Source organism: Levilactobacillus yonginensis (assembly GCF_964065165.1).
Lineage (GTDB): Bacteria > Bacillota > Bacilli > Lactobacillales > Lactobacillaceae > Levilactobacillus > Levilactobacillus yonginensis_A.
Genome location: NZ_OZ061549.1, coordinates 1,169,366 through 1,188,897, shown reverse-complemented (window position 1 = coordinate 1,188,897; position 19,532 = coordinate 1,169,366). Strand labels below are relative to the sequence as shown.

Sequence of the window (19,532 nt, the reverse complement as noted above, 5' to 3'; positions counted from 1 at the left end):
AACTATTGGTCGGTCAGGTCAGAAAATTCCGACGGATGGGTTTTGCGTGGCGGCGTTTTGGTGTATCATGGGTTTTATTATAAAATTCTTAAAGGAGGGGTCCGCGTGGCATTTCTAGGGACTTTATGTTTAATCCTGGTATTGACGACTTTAGCGGGTAACTTGTCGAACCGGTTGGGTGTTCCGGCTGTGATTGGTGAGCTATTGGTCGGTATTTTAATCGGCCCAGCAGTTTTGAACTGGGTCCAATTAAATGATCTGGTCAGTTTATTCGCTGACATCGGTGTGGTTATTTTGATGTTTCTCGGGGGGCTGGAGAGCAATCTGCAGTTACTGATGAAATATCTGCGCCCGGCCATTGTTGTGGCAACCTCTGGGGTAATTTTCCCCATCATTTTAATGGGGCTAGCTTCTTGGTGGTGGGGGTTTACGCTATTGGAATCATTGTTTATCGGTGTCATTTTCTCAGCCACGTCCGTTTCTATCTCGGTGGCCGTGCTTAAAGAGTACCACGCACTGTCCACGCGTGAGGGGGCAACCATTTTGGGAGCAGCGGTAGCGGATGACATTATTGGGGTCGTGCTACTGTCCCTGATGATTAGTCTATTGGCTAGTCAAGGAATCCAGGCGGCGGGAAGTCAGCCAGCTTTGGCCTTGGTTCTGATTGAACAGGTGGCCTTCTTCGGAGGAACCTACGTGTTGGTCAAATGGATTGCGCCGTATCTGATGCATCTGAGCGAACGGTTAGTTATGGCTTCTAGTGTAACCATCATGTCGATGGTCATCTGTATGGCAATGGCCTGGCTCGCGAATATTGTGGGTTTGAGTGGGGCTATCGGCGCCTTCTTTGCCGGAATTGCTGTCGCACACACACCTTACCGAGCTGTTTTAGCCGATCACGTTGAGCCACTGGGGAACGCCATCTTTATCCCAGTATTCTTCGTGAGCGTGGGGTTGAACATGACCTTTGATCACTTCCTAGGTAATTTAGGAATCATCGTAATTTTAACGGTATTAGCTTGTTTGACCAAATTGCTAGGCTGTGGTTTAGGTGCACGCCTTAGTGGGTTTGACGGTACCAGTAGCGCCGTGATTGGTACTGGGATGATTGCGCGTGGTGAAATGGGACTGATCACCGCCCAAATTGGCCACCAAGCTGGGCTGATGAGTGAGAGTGACTACTCCGCAATGATTCTGGTAATTATTCTAGCAACTATCGTGGCCCCATTGTTACTGAAACAGACCTTAAAGCGGATGTCTAAGACTAAGACAGTCACGGAAGAAACGGCTTAACTGGTTACTAACGTTTTTGCGCTAGCGGTCGGAGAGGCAGATAATTATGAATCGAACCGAATTAGTTAAATAACGGGTCTTATTTTTGAGAGAATTTTTCAAAAATAAGGCCTTGTTTTAGTTGCTGAATAATTAGTACAATTCGATGACGATAAGGTTAGTTATTCATTTAACTTATCGGTATGAAAGAGTGATTTTTAACCCACCTTTACCTAGTCTGTACGTTATCTTTACGAATAATCTACATTGAATTGATATTCTTATATCTGTTATCAAAAACAAAATAAAACGGTCTAATCAGGAGGATTACATGCAACGTTCAGCTATCGTTAAATCTTTGAGTCTCGCTTCAGTGGTCCTGTCACTTATGGGAATTGGGACGCCTAGTGCGTTAGCCGCAACGACCACCTCAGCGGTCGACCAAACAGCGTTAACAGCGCCGGTTAAACCGACAACGCCTCCAGCCGACTACGGCGATATTCACAAGACATTAGTTCCCTTAGCAGGGACGGTGAACACCCGGGACTTGGGTGGGTACACGACGGCAGATGGCAAATGGCAGGTTCGCTCTCACAGCCTGTTGCGTTCGGATCAACTCTTTGGACTGACGACGGAAGATAGTCAAAAATTAACGACGGAATTTAAAATTACTTCGATCATTGATTTACGGACTCCCGGCCAGGTTAAGGGGAAGCCGGATAAAGTACTCCCTGGGGCTAAGAACACGAATATCTCAGTACTGGGACCGCACGCCTACACGGATTCAGGGAGTGATGGCGAATTCTACAATCAACGATTAGCGTTTGGTCACCCGGCCGTTGTTGGGTACCATAAATTTTTGAACATGGTCTTGGCGAACCCACAGGCCACACTCTATCACTGTACGTCCGGTAAAGATCGTACGGGGATTGCGACCGTTCTGTTGCTTTCCATCATGGGTGTCAGCCGTAACACAATTATTGCCGACTACATGCAATCGAACCAGGTCGGTAAAAAGGTTGAACGGGCTTGGCTGATGGAATACTACAAGGAAGTTCTGCAAAATTACGGCTCGATGGAAGCCTACATCACGGAGTGTTTAGAATTCAGTCCGGCGCAACAGGAACAGTTGCGAGCTAAGTTCCTGGTCTCTACGGATGGTAAAAAGACCCCTTATCCGGCAGCTCAGAAACCAGTCGTACCTGGAAATAACACGGGTAATTCTGGAAATAGTGGCACGGGTAACGTGACGAATGATAACCACCAAAATGATAGCAGTGGTGCCAATCAAACGGGCGGGACCAACACCTCAAACAATGTGACTTCTAATGAGGCCGCCCAACCAGGCAAGCCAACGAACACGACCGGTGGGACCCACAAACCAGGGAAAAAGAAAGTGGTTAAAATCGTTTCGACTAAGAAACTGCGTACGACCTATAAGTACCGATTAAAGGGCAACAAGGTGTGGTTCAAGGATGCCCACCTGCAGAAGATTAAGGGACATACGCCAAAACACAGTAAAAAGAAGTGGCAATTGGTCAAGCAAGAAAAGGTTAAGATTAATGGAAAAGCGGCCACTTATTTTCAAGTAAATGACCGGGCGGGTCACAAGGCATGGATTGCAAAGAGCGTCATTCTTAACTTTAAATAGCTCGAGGGAGCACGTCCTAAATCCCCCTGCCGTTGATCGGTTGGGGGATTTAGGACGTGGTATAATTTTAAGTTTTTGAGATAGGATTGCTAAGTATTTATAGAAAAGACAATCAGCGTGTTTGTCCAATCTGTGCTTGTATTTCCCGACCGTAACGTGTACTCTCAAGAAAGCACATTGACTCAGACAATTTAGGGGAGGAACCATCATGATGCATAAATCAGTTTTTTTGATTGGCTTGGCCGTTGCCACTATGGGGTTGGCGATGGTCGATGTTTCATCAGCAGATGCCGCAACTTGGCACGCCGGAACACCCAAGGGGCTGCGCCACACTTGGTATTACAACGGCAAGGATGGCAATAAAGCCTACATTACGTACGCCAAGTCCAAAAGCACGGGGAATGTTTTTGAACAGGATGCCGTTAGCCATCGTTTCTATCGGTTACCAGGGTATGGATTGAAAAAGCTGAAGTACCAGTCACTAGGCAAGCATGTTTACCGGTTATCTGGTATTCAGTATTCGCCCAAAGGGACTCAGGTTCAGTTCGACGGTCAACGGTTGACTTATAAGGTAAAGGTTACCAAAAAACACGTGCACTTTTACAAAGGGTACCAGACCTACGATCGTCAGGCAAAGTTTAAGACGATGAAGAGTCCTGTGAACGCATAACTGTGAAATGATAGGACATATAAAAGGAGCAGGAAATTTTCCTGCTCCTTTTTGAGTAGTGCCTTTAGGCCCAGTTGAGCACGCTAAAGCGTGCGAAACAAAAACCCACCCGCTATGCGGGCGGATAATAGATCGGTTGTACCAAAAAGCCCTCCATAAGAATTAGAATGTAGGTGTCGAAGCCAACATTGCTAAATCGAAAGGGGACTTTTTAAATGGCGAATAAACTCAACAGTCTTGCGCACACAAAGTGGTTATGCAAGTACCATATCGTATTCACTCCAAAGTATAGGAGAAAGATGATTTATAATCAATATCGACGTGACTTACAGGAGGATATTCGACTTTTATGCCAGTATAAAGGGGTCAAGATTTTGGAAGGTCATATGATGCCAGATCATGTTCATCTCCTGGTAAGTATCCCACCCAAGCTCAGTGTGTCGAGCTTTATGGGATATTTAAAGGGAAAAAGTGCGTTGATGATGTTTGACCAGCATGCAAATTTGAAATATAAATTTGGAAATCGACATTTCTGGTCAATCGGATACTACGTGAGCACGGTGGGCTTGAACGAAGCCACCATCAAAAAATATATTCGTGATCAAGAAAAAAGTGATCAGGCGGTGGATAGACTCAGCGTTCGGGAGTATGAAGACCCTTTCAAGGGTCAGGGTAAGTAATACAAACGCCGCTTAAAGCGGCAGCAAAAGTGGCAAACGCAATTTGGCTTTGACACACAAAAGCCAGCGCCTTGAGACGCTGGCCAGTATCCAGGGCTTATAGCCCTCGAGAAAACCACCCGTTCAACGGGTGGTTTTTATTTTAATCATAACTTGCCGCTATCATCTTTACTTAAGTGGCAAGTTATGATTGAGGATAATCCACGTAACCGTTCCAATCAATAGGGCCAGAATGTACAAGCCGGTGAGTATTTTTGAGCTGGTCGGCAAATTTTGCCATCGGTAATAGTACCAACGCCAGCCGAAGACAATAGTGCCTACTAGACCAACAAGGCTTAGGAGTAATAATCCTAAAAGGATGAACGTGTCAGGGTGGTCTAAGTTGCCCATAGCAAATTCAAGACTGCCATCAATAATTAAGAATAGTGGGAAGCCTAAGACGATGCAACCGATGAAGGCCACCGTTAGCTGTTGTCCCTTAGATAAATGCATAATACCGTCATCCCCTTAACTTTCAGTATAGCGGTTTCGTTAAGGTAACGGAAGGTGGTGGCGGAGACAAAAAACGAATCGTAGCCAACGCTACGATCCGTTCTGAATTGACCTGCGATGTTTCACGTAACACCCCCGTGAAAGTATCGCGTTAGTTTTGTAATTCATGTTCAATCTGCAGGTCCGCCTGAGGAATGTTGCCAGAAGCAATTAGGGGGGAAGCGGGGCCAATGCACAGGAGCGTCAGGTGATGCATGGCACGCGAGGCAATGGTGTAAAGTGTCCCGGTCAATTGTTCATCCGGATAATTGTCTGCAGACACGTTGTAGGCAATGACACTGTCAAATTCCAACCCTTTAGCCAGATAAATTGGCAGGACGACCACCCCTTTGGGCAGTGAGCGGTCAGTATCCGTTAACCGGGTCAGGTCAAAGTCCCGGTGAAGCTCCTGGTAAACGTACTTGGCTTCAGCAGTACTCTTGGTCAGAATCGCCACGGTGCCGCTAGTGGCCAACTCTAATTTGAGTTCATGGGCGAGTGCTTTGAACGCTGAGGCTTCATCGTAACGCAGAACAACTTTCGGCAAGTCTCCCGGACGGTTAAAGGCTTCAATCTTGTCGCCGTCAGGTAAGAGGGCCTTGGCGAAGGTCGTGATGGGGAGCGTGGATCGATAAGACCGGTGCAGCGTAATCAAACGCGATCGTTTGACGTTTAGGGCGCTATCCAGCTTCTTTAAAATTTTTTCGGGGGCTTCAACGGCCTTGAAGAGGGCCTGTTCACTGTCGCCTAGCAGCGTGAGCTTAGCCCGTGGAAAGGCGTGTTGTAAGTAGATCAGTTGGGCCATTGAATAGTCTTGCATCTCATCCACGAAGAGGTGTTGCATGCGGTGGTTGGCGCCGCCACCTGCAAGAATGTCCCGCAGGTAAAGCAATGGGGCGGCATCCGTCAGTGCCAATTTGTGAAACTCAATGTCGTGTTGGTAGGTAGCGATGACGTGTTGCCAGTCAGCCGGTGCGACGGTCTCTGGTAGTGGACACTGTTTAAGGAAAGCTGTGTATTGACTGTAAGTGTCTAGAAAATAGCCGTTGTAAATGGCGTCGTCGACTGGTCGCAATCGTTTTCGAACAATCTGGCGGGCAATAAAGTCGATTTCATCGTCGAGTTGTTCAAACTTACCCAGGTGTTTTTCACCCAAAAGGTTGTGATAGTCTTCATCACTTAACTGGTCGATTTCATCGCGAACCCAGTCTTCCTTAGCTTCTTCGGCAATTCGGTGTCTAAGGCGTTTCTCAAGTGCGTTCTTGGTGCGAAGTAACCGGTCGGCCGGTGCCGTAGCGTCTGGAAATTGGGCATAAATCTCACGAATTTCCTCGCGGTCGAAGAAGACCCGACTCTTGAAACGAATGTCGGTGAATTTTAGCTCGGCGGGAGTAACTTGGTAACAGTAGTCTTTGACGGCGGTCATCATGTCGGCGCTCTCGCGGAAATTTCGCAGTGGGAGGTTTACGGGCTGTTGTTGGTCGGCCTCGTAGCGTTCGAACTGAGTTTGCACGTTGAGGCCCTGGAACCGTTGTGTTAAAAATTCAGCCAGCGTGACTTGACGCATGTTTCGTTCACCTAGGCTAGGGAGGACGTCGCTGATATAGTGACTGAATAAGCGGTTAGGCGAGAAGAGGACGATTTGGTCGGCCTCTAAGTCCCGCCGACTGTGATAAAGCAGAAAGGCGATCCGTTGTAAAATAGCGGACGTTTTACCAGACCCCGCGACCCCTTGAACCACCAGCAGGTCGCTGCGGGTATCCCGGATAATGTCGTTTTGCTCTCGCTGGATGGTAGCCACGATGTTTTGCATAGTGGCGTCGTTTTGTTCACCTAGGGCGTGTTGGAGCATCTCGTCACCAACAGTTTCGTTGGTATCGAACATACTTTCAATTTTGCCGTTTTGAATCAAAAATTGCCGTTTCTTCAAGAGTTCCGTCTGTTGGTCACCAGCGGGCGTACTATAGGCAACTTTGCCCAGCACGCCATTGTAGTAGATACTAGAAATGGGGGCTCGCCAGTCGTAGACCAAGAAGTTTTGGTCATCGTCCACGAAGGAGGCGGTGCCGATGTAGAGGGATTCAGGAGACGTTTCTTCTGGGTCCTGAATATCAATACGGCCAAAGTACGGGGATTTTTGGAGTTCTTTAAAAGTGTCGAGTTGATCTTGAATAATATTCTGGTTTTCAGTTAGCCGGGAGACCAACGCCCGTTGCTGTTGCAGCTCGGCACTGGTTTCAATTCGGTCATCGACTTCGAACCAGTTGACCGAGGTGTTTTCACTGTAGTTCTTCAGCACGTTCCGCAGTTCTTGATGGGCGGCATTGTAATCCGCCGTCGTCTTATCAATGCGGTTACCGATTTGCTGGGCCACGTGGTCAACACGCTGTTGTTCCTGTGTTTGTTCGCTGGTGGTCAAAATGACCGCCTCCTTTGGATAGGCTAAATTGCCTAACAAGTTTAGTCATTATTCGAGGCTGTGTCAATCAAACACACCGCTTTGAGCCAACTTATTGTGAATAATCCCGGTTGTCAGCCTCAGCTGTCACTCACCCGGCCAGCTGAAGGGCTACCGCGGCGGAAAATATCAGTAGACGGTTGATTGGGCGACTGGTCCTGACGACTTCAAGTTGTCCCCACTTTTAGCCCATAACCTCCGATCAGTCAGGCAAATTAGCGCTGCTAGTCGAGCAGATTGTTCCTATAATAAGTATTCCTTTCAATCACTCGTCAGCTAATTAGTCGTTAAGTTCGGTGAATTAATCAGTGAAACGATAGTTGGGTCTGTACCACCGAATTTGATTGACCTTGACCGCCAGATGGGCGATGATTAGAAAAAGACTTGGCCGTTTTCAGACGATGCTTGGTGGGCCAGAAATTTTGCAAGTCCCTGACAGTTTACATTCTGCCCCAAAACCACTAAAATATAGGGATAGTTACTTGAGAGTAGTAGACCGATATCAGAGAGAAATCGCCCGTGCTGAAACGATTTTATGGTTGAAATGGACTCAAGCTGTGTGTTATTTAAACCGATAATTAAATTATCGCGGTGTCCCGTTAACGACAAAAGTGGTGGTCAAATTGGCCACAAATTAGGTGGTACCGCGCATGAGCGTCCTATTGGCATTAGTCAGTAGGGCGCTTTTTCAGAAAGGATGAACATTTATGAGCAAGAAACACGTTATTTTAACAGGTGATCGACCAACCGGTAAACTGCACATCGGCCATTACGTTGGGTCACTTAAAAATCGGGTGGCGTTACAAAACACCGGTGACTATGACACCTATATCATGATTGCTGATATGCAGGCCCTGACCGACAATGCCCGTGATCCCGAAAAAATTCGCCACAGTCTCTTACAAGTGGCCTTGGATTACTTAGCTGTGGGTATCGATCCCGCTAAATCCACGATTTTGGTGCAATCACAAATTCCGGCCCTGAATGAATTGACGATGGCTTATTTAAACCTCGTTTCCGTTTCCCGGCTAAATCGGAACCCAACGGTTAAATCTGAAATCAAACAAAAGGCATTTGGTGAAAGTGTCCCAGCCGGTTTCTTTATCTACCCAGTTAGCCAAGCTGCTGATATTACTGCGTTTAAGGCCGACACGGTTCCCGTAGGTGAAGACCAAGAACCAATGCTGGAACAGACTCGTGAAATTGTGCGGAGCTTTAACAATATCTATCAGCAGGAAATTCTGGTGGAACCTGAGGGCTACTTCCCACCTAAGGGCCAAGGCCGGATTCCTGGGCTCGATGGGAATGCTAAGATGAGCAAGTCCCTCGACAATGCCATTTACTTGGGTGACAGTGCCGACACGATTCAAAAGAAGATCATGTCCATGTACACTGATCCTGAACATATTCACATTGAAGATCCTGGTCACGTGGAAGGCAACACGGTCTTCACTTACTTGGACATTTTCGCGGACGACCATGAACACGTCGAAGAATTGAAAGCACAATACCAGCACGGTGGTCTCGGCGATGTTAAAATTAAGCGGTACTTAAACGACGTCTTACAGGCGAAGTTACAGCCAATCCGTGAACGTCGTGAAGCCTTCGCTGCTGATGAGGGTGCAGTTTACGATATCCTCAAGCAGGGGAGTGAGAAGGCCAACCAAGTGGCTGCTCAAACGCTTCGCGAAGTCCGTCACGCCATTGGTATCGATTACTTCGGCTAAAGCGAAACGGGGGATGAACAATGCAAAACCTAGCCATTGTTGATTTGGGCTCTAATTCAGTCCGGATGGCCGTTAATGAACTGCATGACGACGGTTCCTACCGTGAGGTCAATCGGGTAAAGGTCGACAGTCGTCTGTCCGAGGGAATGGGTCCCGAGAAAATCCTGCAGCCTAAGGCGATGGATCGGACCGTTGCGGCCTTAAAATCTTTCAGGCCCTATTATGAACACCTCCCCAACCTCATCGTCCGGGGGATTGCGACGGCGGCTGTTCGTCAGGCACGCAACCGGGATGAATTTTTGACCCGGGTCGCTGCCGCTACCGGAATCCAGATCGAAGTATTGTCTGGTGACCAGGAAGCCTATTATGATTATCTGGGCGCTGTAAACCGGCTGAAAGTCAAGGATTGCTTGTTGCTCGACACTGGTGGTGCCAGTTGCGAGCTGGTCCATGTGCGGGATGGCAAAGATGCCAGTCTGATCAGTGTTCCTTTTGGTGCAGTCAACCTGTCGGAACAGTTCCACCTGGACGATTTGGTGACGGCCGTCGATCTCTTTTCCGCACAAGTCTTTTTGCGTGAACGACTCCGCGATATTTGGTGGTTAAACGATGCCAAGCAATTGCCACTCGTCTTGCTAGGCGGTGCTAACCGAACTCTGGCTCGAATGAATCGCCAGCAACAAAAGATTCTGCACGTGGAAAATATCCACGGTTACCGATTGACTACGGGGCAAGTGATGCAGACGTTTGAGCGGTTACTCCGTGTGCCGTTGATGGAACGAAAACGTATTTCCGGTTTGGAAGCAGAGCGAGCCGACATTATTGTCGGTGGGATGCTGCCATTGGTTACATTACTGCAGATGCTGGACTCTGACCGAGTCATTTTCTCTGAAAGTGGTGTGCGCGAGGGCATTATTTCTGAGTACGTGAGTCAACACTAGGAGGTGTTTGCGATGGACAATCGTCCATTCTACAAGTTACCTTATGGAGTTCGGCGAGATCAGCTGGCTGCCCAGAGTCACTTAGCGGTGGCTCAGTTAGGAACGTTGGCCACTCACCGGCAGGCAACCGATGAAGATCTCATAGAGAATTACCTGACAACCTATGGTTTACCGGAGGGGGTTGCAGTTAATCTACGCGTCGATAGGCAAACGATTGCCGTACCGATGGTGACGGAGGAACCCTCTGTGATTGCTGCGGCGAGCAATGGTGGCCGGTTATTAACCAGCGATGTTGGTATCACGACGCAGGTCGGCCAACGTGAAGTGATGGGGCAGATTGTCTTCAGTCACGTGGCAGATCAGGAAGAGCTGGCAGCCTGGTTGAAGCATAGGACACCTCGTCTTTTAAAGGTGGCTGACGCTGCTCACCCATCATTATTGACACATGGCGGTGGGGCCCGTTCGATTCGGGTTCGTTGCTTACCACCAGATTGGGTCTCATTAGACCTGTTCATTGACGTTGGTGAAGCTATGGGGGCTAACTTGGTCAATACGTTGACTGAAGCCGTTGCGGCGGATATTAAAGCCAGCTGCGACGTAGATATTTTAATGAGTATTCTAAGTAATTATGCCACACACAGTTTAGCAACTGCCTCTTGTGTGGTGCCCGTTGCTCAATTGCGGACGAAAACCATGTCTGGTGCCGTGGTGGCACAACGTCTGGTGGCGGCGAGTGAGTACGCGCAAGTTGATCCGTACCGGGCAGTGACCCATAATAAGGGAATCATGAACGGCATCGACGCGGTCGTCTTAGCAATGGGCAATGATTGGCGAGCCGTCGAAAGTGGTGTTCACGCTTATGCCAGTCGCTCAGGTCAGTATCGTGGACTCAGTCGCTGGTGGCTCACGGATGGTGAGCTCCACGGCGAGTTAACGGTTCCGTTGGCGTTAGGATTTGTTGGGGGCGCTACTAAGGTATTTCCCCTCGTAGCCATCAACCAGCAAGTCGCTCACTTGACGAGTGCACGGCAGTTGATGGGAGTGACGGCGGCGGTTGGACTGGCTCAAAATGTGGCGGCTTTACGAGCGCTCGTAACCGATGGCATTCAACGAGGGCACATGGCTTTGCAACGAAAGTCATTGGCTCTGTCCGTTGGGACCACATCAGCCGAATTGCCAGCAGTTGTGGCACAATTACAAGCAATTAAACAACCGACCGCGGCTCAAGCCCAAGCAGCATTGGCGGCCGTGCGCCGGGCAAATTTAAAGAAATAGGTGGATTGAAACGCATGAAAGCACAAGATATTCAACTGAACGATGAGGTTCAAGGCTTATTGGACCAGGTCAACGCCCTGTACCCAGGGAAGGTTGAAGTCCAATTTATTGGTGAACTGCAAGCCGGTTTCGTCCGACATGATCAAGCCCAACAGATGCAAATGGGTAAGGACATTGCCATTCAGGTGGCTGACCTGACGGCACCAAACTATACGGCTTCCCATGAATTACTGCATCTTTTAATGATCTTATCTGGTTTCCCACAGGTCTTTTTCTCATTGACGACTGGTCAGGACCAGCTGGATGAGCAGCTGATGATCATGGGAACTGAACTCTACGATATTGTCAGTCACATTGTGGTGGTCAGTGAACAAAAGAAGCATCACTTGATTGATGACCATATTAAGGACCTATACTTAAACGGGGTCACAGCCACGATTAAACCAGAGCCAACCCCTGTGGACGATGAAATGACGTTGCGGACCTTGACGTTGTTAGATGCCTTGGTCTTCTTCGGTACGGATGATGATCAGTTGATGGCGCAGTTCAAGCGGGACTATCCAATTAGTTTTGAAGCAGCCCAAAAACTGTACGCAATCATTACCGCTAAGCCAATCGATTCGCCATTTACGTTACGGCGGAACGTGGTCAAACTATTCAAGGCCTTCGATGAACAATTGGAAGCTTGGCATTTACCAGCGCTGCACAACACGGAATTTACAACACTGACGAGCGTCTTGTCCAAGCGGCAACTTAGCTTGACCGTTAAGCAAATTTTTGAATTATATCATTCCGATATGCACGAGAAGACGACACAACGGCGGGGCTACGTCGGGTTTAACCGCGCAGACAATCAAAATGCGTTTGTGCTGCCCGCTCCAGCGCCCAAGAACGATACACCAGAATATTTTACGAAGATTTACAGCATGACGGTTGAAGAACTTTTCAAGGAATTAAAGATGCCTTATATTTTACGCTAAGGCTTTTTAAGAAAGGATGATGGGGATGGAAGCGCGCTTACAAGCAACCTTTGATGACGCAAAGCACATCGTATTCTTGACGGGTGCGGGCGTGTCGACGCCGTCTGGTATCCCAGATTACAGGTCGAAAAATGGCTTGTACACCGGACACCGTAACGCCGAGTATTATTTGAGTCACACCTGTTTAGTTCAGGAACCACAGGTCTTTTACGACTATGTGAAGCAAAACCTGTATTATCCGGATGCCAAACCCAACGTCATTCACCAGAAGCAAGCGGCATTGACCCAGCAGGATCGGGCCACCGTGATTACGCAAAATATTGATAACCTGTACAATGTGGCAAAAACGAAGCATTTGGTTGAGTTCCACGGCAACTTGTACAAGGTCTACTGCCAGATTTGTGGTGCCACGGTCGACTGGCAGGACTACCTGAAATCGCCGTACCATCAGGACGATGGCGGCTGGCTCCGGCCAGACGTGGTACTCTACGATGAGGGGTTGAACACGCTGAACGTTCAGCGGGCCGTGGCCGCTATGGGGCAAGCCGACCTGGTCGTGATTGTTGGGACCTCCATGCGGGTCTACCCATTTGCTGGATTGCTGGATTATCGCAGTGATGGTGCACGGGTCGTCGTGGTCAACCAGGAAAAACTAGATTTAGGATTCGATTACCAAATGGTCCAAGCTGATGCCACTGAATTTTTCAACAACTTACGAGTGTGAGGTCCTGCCGATGAACCATGAAGAAGTAATCAATCAACTGCGGCATCTGGTGCGACGTTTGCAGTGGTTAAACGTGATTCAGCTAATTCCAGATACACTCGTGATTTACGGGATTCTGCAGTTAGCTTTCAGTAGTCAGTTAGTGACCCTGTTCAATGCGAGCTTTGCTCGGCGGCAGGCGGTGATGGTGACCGTCATGTTTGCCCTAATTGATCTCTGTGTGACGGGGATTCGCTATAATGATCGACTGGCTGGTAAGCGTTTGATCAGTCAGCTTAGCGGTCGGTTAACGACCCCAGAGGCTGAATTGATCAAGCAATTTGAACGTTTCAAATAAGAAGGTGACAACGTGATAACGATTGGGTTGACGACGTGGACGGAACATCCGGCACTAATTGGTGGGGAAAACCGTCCGGTAACGTTATCTGAATATGCCAGTAATTTTCCGATGGTGGAGCTCGATACGCCCTTTTACGGAATTCCCCGGGAGAGTACTGTTGCCAAGTGGCAAGCGGCCGTTCCCGATGGGTTTCAGTACATTTTGAAAGCCAATCAGGTCATGACACACCATGATGACCGTAAGGAACCGGTGGATGAAATTGCGCGGAACATGGCGTTTGACGAGTTCCGTCAGGCAATTCGCCCATTAGTTCGAGCCCAGCAGCTGCAAACGGTGCTCTTTCAGTTTCCGCCGTACTTTAACCGTACGACGGCTAACATTCAGTATTTGCGTGACGTTCGAGTGCTGATGGGGGACTTACCAGTGGCCGTTGAGTTCCGTAGCCCCAGTTGGTTTGAGACCCCAGAGATGACGGCTGACGTCATGCAATATCTGCAGTCGCTACGACTTACCAACGTGATCACAGACGAACCGCACAACTTGAATAACGGAATTCCGCTGGTGGAAACCGTGACCACACCAGACTTAGCGGTGGTGCGTCTCCATGGTCGTAACGCTGAGGGCTGGTTCAATCAAGGCCAGAACTGGCGCAAGACGCGGACGCTTTACCGTTACCAGGAAGCGGAGCTCCAAGAGCTGGCGGCCCTGACCAAACGGTTAGCGGCATCGGCGCGGGCTGTTTGCGTGATCTTTAACAACAACTCCGGTCGGGACGCTGCGCCCAATGCCCAGCGGCTTCAGGAAATCTTGGGGCTGCATTGGCAAAATTTGGCGCCGCAACAACTGGATCTCTTTTAAGGGTCCTTAGGTAAACAATCAGGGAAGTACCTATCTGTTCGTGACGGACGGGGTGCTTTTTTTCATTTCACCGGTAAAATAGGCGAGGCTTCAGCAAAATTTAACGATGAAAAACCCCAAGTGAACGCTATGGCTCACCAGGGGTTTATGCTATACTGGATTAGAATTTACATTAAAATTTAACCCGAAAATAACGGAAAAATTAGAGCGAGGGAAGGCATTTTCTTTATGGCTGAAAAACCAACTTTTTACATTACGACGCCGATTTACTACCCATCAGGGCGGTTACATATCGGTAACTCCTATACGACGATTGCTTGTGACACGGTTGCCCGCTACAAGCGTAGCAATGGGTATGACGTCTTCTTCTTGACTGGGACCGACGAACACGGTTTGAAGATTGAGGATAAAGCACAATCACAGGGTCAAACACCCCAAAAATACGTGGATGGTATGGCCGAAGGTATCAAGAAGCTATGGAAAACGTTGGAAATTTCTAACGACAAGTTCATTCGGACGACGAATCAAGAACACGTGGCTGCCGTTCAAGAAATCTTTGAACGCCTGTTAAAGCAAGGTGACATTTACTTGGGTGAGTACGAAGGCTGGTACTCCGAAGATGATGAAGAATATTTCACCGAAACACAACTCGCTGAAGTTTACCATGATGACAACGGTAAAGTGATTGGTGGGAAGGCGCCTTCTGGTCACGAAGTTTCGCTGGTCAAGGAACAGTCCTACTTCTTCAAGATGAGTAAGTATGCCGACTGGTTGTTAGACTTCTATCACAGTCACCCACACTTCATCCAGCCAGAATCACGGATGACCGAAATGATCAACAACTTCATCAAGCCTGGTTTGGAAGACCTCGCCGTTTCTCGGACGACGTTTACCTGGGGGGTCCCCGTCAAGAGTAACCCGAAGCACGTGGTTTACGTGTGGATCGATGCCCTCTTGAACTATATCACTGCCCTGGGTTACACCAGTGACGATGAAGGCCTCTTTAAGAAATACTGGCCAGCCAACGTTCAAATGGTGGGGAAGGAAATCGTTCGTTTCCATTCCATTTACTGGCCAATCGTGTTACACGCGCTGGGGGTTGAAGCACCGGACGAATTATTTGCGCATGGCTGGTTATTGATGAAGGACGGTAAGATGTCCAAGTCTAAGGGAAACGTCATTTACCCCGAAACGTTGGTTGACCGTTACGGGTTGGACGCCTTGCGTTACTATCTGATGCGGGCCATGCCTTACGGAAATGATGGGACTTTCACTCCTGAAGACTTCGTTGACCGGTTGAATTACGACTTGGCCAATGACCTTGGAAACTTGTTGAACCGGACCGTAGCCATGATCAACAAGTACGAAGGCGGTAAGCTGCCTGAATACCACGTTGGTGTTACCAAATTTGATGCTGAATTAGAGCAAACGGCCGTGGACGTCATTGCGAACTACCACGACTTGATGGACAAGATGCACTTTGCTGATGCACTGTCAGAAATTTGGAAACTGGTTTCTCGCAGCAACAAGTACATTGACGAAACGGAACCTTGGCAGTTAGCCAAGGACGATAGTCAAAGTGAAGCTTTGGCCGCAGTAATGGCTCATTTGGCTGCTAGTTTGCGGGTTATTGCTACGTTGATCAGTCCCGTTATGACGCACGCACCAAAGGAAATCTTTGACCAATTAGGCTTAGATCCTGCTACTATGACGATGAGCGATTTAGCATTGGCTGACCTGCCGGCTGGCAAGCAAGTCGTTGCCAAGGGAACCCCAATCTTCCCACGAATCGACGTACAAGAAGAAGTCGACTTTATTCAGGGTCAAATGACGAAGTCTGAAAAGACTAAAGGCCGGGCCGCTATGGCTGCCAAGGCTCAGGCACAGCAAGCAGCTGCTAAGAGCGAGGCAGAGGACACGGAATTAACTTTGGAAAAGCCGGAAATTCGTTTCGACAAATTTGAAAAAGTTGAACTTCGTGTAGCTCAGATCAAAGCGGTTGACCACGTTTCAGGTGCCGACAAATTGTTGAAGTTCCAACTAGATGCTGGAGACCAAGGCAACCGGCAAATTCTTTCTGGAATTGCCGAATGGTATCCAGAACCAGAAGCACTAGTCGGTAAGAAGGTCGTCATCGTGGCCAACTTGAAGCCACGGAAAATGCGTGGCGAAGTGAGTCAGGGGATGTTGTTGTCTGCTGAACACGACGGTAAGGTTCAATTGCTGACGTTACCAGACAGTTTGGTCAACGGATCCTCCGTTAGCTAGATTGATTTGAATGATAATTAAAAATTGAGGCGTGGGCGGCGGACCATTATGGAGACGCTTGCCCGCGCTTTTCTTTATTTGGGAAGTTTTTAAAATTGGCCGCCGGCTAAGATGGTTGTCAATTTTCCAAAACAAATAGCGGGGACGGTATTATTTGTTTATGGTGGTTGTTATAATCAATAGGGAGTAATGAATGCGTCAATTGGCTGCAGTGGTAGACAATGTGCTTAAACCAGGTTATTCTCGTACAGGGCTAATGAACGTTAGAATTGATCGGGCATTGTGGCTATTTGTAGGTATCTAGCAGTTCTGATTAAGCAAGGTTCACCAAACTAAAGCCACGGCCCCTGACTGCCGTGGGCGGCACAAAAAAACTAATTTAAAACAAACAAATAATTCAAGGAGGGACCAAGATGAAAATATTTGATTCACATACGCACCTGAACAGTGAAGAATTCATCAATGACGTACCCCGTTACCTTAAACAAGCGGCGGATTTGGGAGTCGTTAAGTTGACGAACATTGGCTCCAACGCGAAGTTGAATGCTGATGCCATCAAGCTGGCGCACCAGTACCCACAAATGTACGCGGCAGTCGGTTGGCACCCTGAAGATTCGAAAAATTATGATGCAGCGGCTGAAAAACTGTTGGAACAACAGTTGGCTGATGAACGGGTGGTGGCCTTAGGTGAGATTGGCCTGGACTATCACTGGGACAGTTCGCCACAGGACGTGCAACGCAAGGTATTTGCCCGTCAGATTGCAATTGCCAAAGAGGTTGGTAAACCTATTGCGGTACACAATCGGGATGCGTTTGAAGATACCTATCAAATTATTAAAGATGCTGATATTAGTGAAATCGGTGGAGTCATGCACAGTTTTAACGGTGATCCAGAATGGTTGAAGAAGTTCCTCGACTTGGGTATGCACATTTCTTATTCTGGTGTGGCCAGCTTTAAGAACGCCCATGAGGTCCACGATTCCGTACGGGCTACGCCACTTGATGTCATGATGGTGGAGACCGATGCGCCGTACCTGACCCCAGAACCACACCGTGGCGAACAAAATGAACCAGGGTTTACCCGTTATACGGTTGAGGCGATTGCCAAGGAACGTGAGACGACGCCAGAAAAAATTGCCGCGGCCACGTTTAAAAACGCAGAGGAGTTTTACAAAACGAATGAAAAAGATTAAAGAGGTCCTCGTGGTTGAGGGCAAGGATGATACCAAACAAATTAATCGGGCGGTTAACGCTGATACCATTGAGACGCGGGGATCGGCCATTGATGATGATACGCTGGCCTTAATTGCGAAGTTAGCAGATCAGCGGGGCGTCATCATTTTCACCGACCCAGATTTTTCCGGAGAAAAGATTCGAAAAATTGTGGCGGAAGCAGTTCCCAACGCTAAGCACGCTTTTTTGCCGAAAGCTGAGGGTCGCCCAGATAAGGCCGGTGGGTCTTTAGGGGTTGAACATGCTAGTCCGGCCGCTATCCGTGCAGCCTTGGATCACGTTTATACCGAGACCACGGCGGCTCCTACGTTGATTACGCACGAGGATTTGATGGCGGCGGGGTTGATTGGTGGTCCCGGCGCCAAAGAACGTCGGGAACAATTGGGAGAAATCTTACAGATTGGTTATGTTAATGGCAAGCAATTGGCGAAGCGTCTCCGAATGTTTGGTATTCAACCCGAGGACTTTGCGACTGCTCTGAAGCAGGTTCGTGCAAAGGAGGATAAGTATGAAGAATAGTGTACCTGAAATTGGTTCTCCGGCCCGGACAAAGGCCATCCTGACGCGCTATCACTTGGTAGCTAAGAAGAGTCTGGGACAAAACTTTCTCTCAGATTTAAACATTTTGCGAAACATCGTGGTAGCGGGTGACGTCTCCAAACAAGACAACGTCATCGAAATTGGCCCCGGAATTGGTGCGCTGACGGAACAAATCGCTAAGCAAGCCAGAAGAGTCGTGGCTTTTGAAATCGATGAAAACCTATTGCCTGTCTTGGATGAAACTTTAATGGATTACGACAACGTGAAAATCATCAATCAAGATATTCTGAAAGCCAACTTGCCAGAGGTGGTGAAGGCAGAGTTTGAACCTGGCCATCCTTTGAAGTTGGTGGCCAACCTGCCGTACTACATTACAACGCCAATCCTGATGGGGGTTCTACAAAGTACGGTACCGTTTGACGCTATCGTAGTCATGATGCAAGCGGAAGTGGCCGATCGCTTAGTTGCCGAACCAGGAACTAAGGCCTACGGGTCATTGTCTGTCATTATGCAATATCGGGCTCACGTTGAAGTGGCTTTCTCCGTTCCACGGACGGCTTTCATTCCACAGCCGAACGTTGATTCCGCAATTATTCGGTTGACGCCGCGTGAGACCTTACCAGTTGAACCGTACAAAGATAGTGCGCTGTTCAAGTTTGTTAAGGGTTGCTTTGCTCATCGGCGGAAATCGCTGTGGAACAATCTTCAAGGCATCTTTGGAAAGCAGCCAGAGGTTCGTGAACGGATTGAAAAGGTTCTGAATGAAGTCGGAATCTCGCGGCAACTACGGCCCGAACGGCTAACACTGATTAATTTCATTGAATTAACCAATGCATTCCACAATGATGGATTGATGTAACCCTTACCAACTGCTGATTCTTGCGGTTTGTAAGTGGTTGTGGTATAATTTGCAATTTCTGTGAAACCCTGGTATAATTGTTTCACAGAGGTGAAATGCATGCCAACAAGTTTAGCGAACATTAAGAACAAACTGGACGATCGCATCGGCGAAAAGTTGATGGTGATCGCGCAGGCCGGGCGTAAGAAGACGACAGAGCGGCATGGAATTCTTCGGGAAACCTATCCAGCTGTCTTCGTTGTGGATTTAGACCAAAACGAAAACTCTTTTGAACGGGTTTCATATAGTTACACTGATATCTTAACTAAAAACATCGAAGTAGACTTTGATGAATAAATAATTGGGCCGATTGGCCTTTTTATTTTACCCAAAAATCGATAACTTTTTCGCTGAGGACTAGCAGTGAAGAGCTCGCTGTGGAGACTGAAACGAGCCACAATCTGGCCTCGTTCCTCGACTAGCGGTCGCAGAAAAACACTGAGTCCTACACTGTAAGCTGGATAATTCATCGGTAAACACCGGTGA

18 protein-coding genes are annotated in these 19,532 nt (G+C 48.3%); 16 read left to right on the top strand and 2 right to left on the bottom strand.

Annotated features, from left to right (window positions below):
* Positions 1–105 precede the first annotated feature (105 nt).
* The 4 genes from AB3Y94_RS05840 (at position 106) to tnpA (ending at position 4,273) form a co-directional block, all read left to right on the top strand.
* Positions 106–1,293 (top strand): cation:proton antiporter, encoded by a 1,188-nt coding sequence (locus AB3Y94_RS05840; protein WP_367295404.1) that lies wholly within the window; start codon positions 106–108, stop codon positions 1,291–1,293.
* A 310-nt stretch (positions 1,294–1,603) separates the two neighbouring features.
* Positions 1,604–2,923 (top strand): tyrosine-protein phosphatase, encoded by a 1,320-nt coding sequence (locus AB3Y94_RS05835; protein ID WP_367295403.1) that lies wholly within the window; start codon positions 1,604–1,606, stop codon positions 2,921–2,923.
* A 208-nt stretch (positions 2,924–3,131) separates the two neighbouring features.
* Positions 3,132–3,593 carry a hypothetical protein gene (locus AB3Y94_RS05830; RefSeq protein WP_367295402.1) on the top strand — a complete coding sequence of 154 codons (462 nt, stop codon included), beginning with the start codon at positions 3,132–3,134 and terminating at the stop codon, positions 3,591–3,593.
* 215 nt (positions 3,594–3,808) lie between these two features.
* Entirely contained in the window at positions 3,809–4,273 is a 465-nt protein-coding gene (gene tnpA, locus AB3Y94_RS05825; RefSeq protein WP_367295194.1) for an IS200/IS605 family transposase, read from the top strand.
* A 168-nt stretch (positions 4,274–4,441) separates the two neighbouring features.
* On the opposite strand, the gene AB3Y94_RS05820 is transcribed toward tnpA, so the two are convergent.
* The gene (locus tag AB3Y94_RS05820) at positions 4,442–4,765 is read right to left on the bottom strand and encodes a hypothetical protein (RefSeq protein ID WP_367295401.1); all 324 of its coding nucleotides are present in this window, start codon (positions 4,763–4,765) and stop codon (positions 4,442–4,444) included.
* A 151-nt stretch (positions 4,766–4,916) separates the two neighbouring features.
* Positions 4,917–7,223: an RNA polymerase recycling motor HelD gene (helD, locus tag AB3Y94_RS05815; RefSeq protein ID WP_367295400.1), complete on the bottom strand. Its 2,307-nt coding sequence runs from the start codon at positions 7,221–7,223 to the stop codon at positions 4,917–4,919.
* 746 nt (positions 7,224–7,969) lie between these two features.
* Between helD and trpS the strand changes: the two genes are divergently transcribed.
* The 12 genes from trpS to AB3Y94_RS05755 all read left to right on the top strand — a co-directional run bounded on the left by trpS (position 7,970) and on the right by AB3Y94_RS05755 (position 19,343).
* Positions 7,970–8,989, top strand: a complete 1,020-nt coding sequence (trpS, locus tag AB3Y94_RS05810) for a tryptophan--tRNA ligase (protein WP_367295399.1) — start codon at positions 7,970–7,972, stop codon at positions 8,987–8,989.
* A gap of 20 nt (positions 8,990–9,009) precedes the next feature.
* Positions 9,010–9,930: an exopolyphosphatase gene (locus tag AB3Y94_RS05805; RefSeq protein ID WP_367295398.1), complete on the top strand. Its 921-nt coding sequence runs from the start codon at positions 9,010–9,012 to the stop codon at positions 9,928–9,930.
* A gap of 12 nt (positions 9,931–9,942) precedes the next feature.
* Positions 9,943–11,205, top strand: a complete 1,263-nt coding sequence (locus AB3Y94_RS05800) for a hydroxymethylglutaryl-CoA reductase, degradative (protein ID WP_367295397.1) — start codon at positions 9,943–9,945, stop codon at positions 11,203–11,205.
* A gap of 14 nt (positions 11,206–11,219) precedes the next feature.
* Positions 11,220–12,185 carry an IpaB/EvcA family protein gene (locus AB3Y94_RS05795; RefSeq protein WP_125684203.1) on the top strand — a complete coding sequence of 322 codons (966 nt, stop codon included), beginning with the start codon at positions 11,220–11,222 and terminating at the stop codon, positions 12,183–12,185.
* Between the two features lie 25 nt (positions 12,186–12,210).
* Positions 12,211–12,909 (top strand): NAD-dependent protein deacylase, encoded by a 699-nt coding sequence (locus AB3Y94_RS05790; RefSeq protein WP_367295396.1) that lies wholly within the window; start codon positions 12,211–12,213, stop codon positions 12,907–12,909.
* Positions 12,910–12,919: 10 nt separating this feature from the next.
* On the top strand, positions 12,920–13,246 hold the full coding sequence (locus tag AB3Y94_RS05785; RefSeq protein WP_367295395.1) for a hypothetical protein: 327 nt from the start codon (positions 12,920–12,922) through the stop codon (positions 13,244–13,246).
* 12 nt (positions 13,247–13,258) lie between these two features.
* A complete protein-coding gene (locus AB3Y94_RS05780; RefSeq protein WP_367295394.1) occupies positions 13,259–14,107 on the top strand; it encodes a DUF72 domain-containing protein in 849 nt (282 codons plus the stop codon).
* Positions 14,108–14,335: 228 nt separating this feature from the next.
* Positions 14,336–16,375: a methionine--tRNA ligase gene (gene metG, locus AB3Y94_RS05775; protein WP_367295393.1), complete on the top strand. Its 2,040-nt coding sequence runs from the start codon at positions 14,336–14,338 to the stop codon at positions 16,373–16,375.
* Positions 16,376–16,788: 413 nt separating this feature from the next.
* On the top strand, positions 16,789–17,568 hold the full coding sequence (locus tag AB3Y94_RS05770) for a TatD family hydrolase (protein WP_367295392.1): 780 nt from the start codon (positions 16,789–16,791) through the stop codon (positions 17,566–17,568).
* On the top strand, positions 17,555–18,127 hold the full coding sequence (rnmV, locus tag AB3Y94_RS05765; RefSeq protein WP_367295391.1) for a ribonuclease M5: 573 nt from the start codon (positions 17,555–17,557) through the stop codon (positions 18,125–18,127). The genes AB3Y94_RS05770 and rnmV overlap by 14 nt, the downstream gene beginning before the upstream one ends.
* Entirely contained in the window at positions 18,117–19,007 is an 891-nt protein-coding gene (gene rsmA / locus AB3Y94_RS05760; protein ID WP_367295390.1) for a 16S rRNA (adenine(1518)-N(6)/adenine(1519)-N(6))-dimethyltransferase RsmA, read from the top strand. The genes rnmV and rsmA overlap by 11 nt, the downstream gene beginning before the upstream one ends.
* Positions 19,008–19,106: 99 nt before the next feature.
* Positions 19,107–19,343 carry a Veg family protein gene (locus AB3Y94_RS05755; protein ID WP_061777444.1) on the top strand — a complete coding sequence of 79 codons (237 nt, stop codon included), beginning with the start codon at positions 19,107–19,109 and terminating at the stop codon, positions 19,341–19,343.
* The last annotated feature ends 189 nt before the right edge of the window (positions 19,344–19,532 follow it).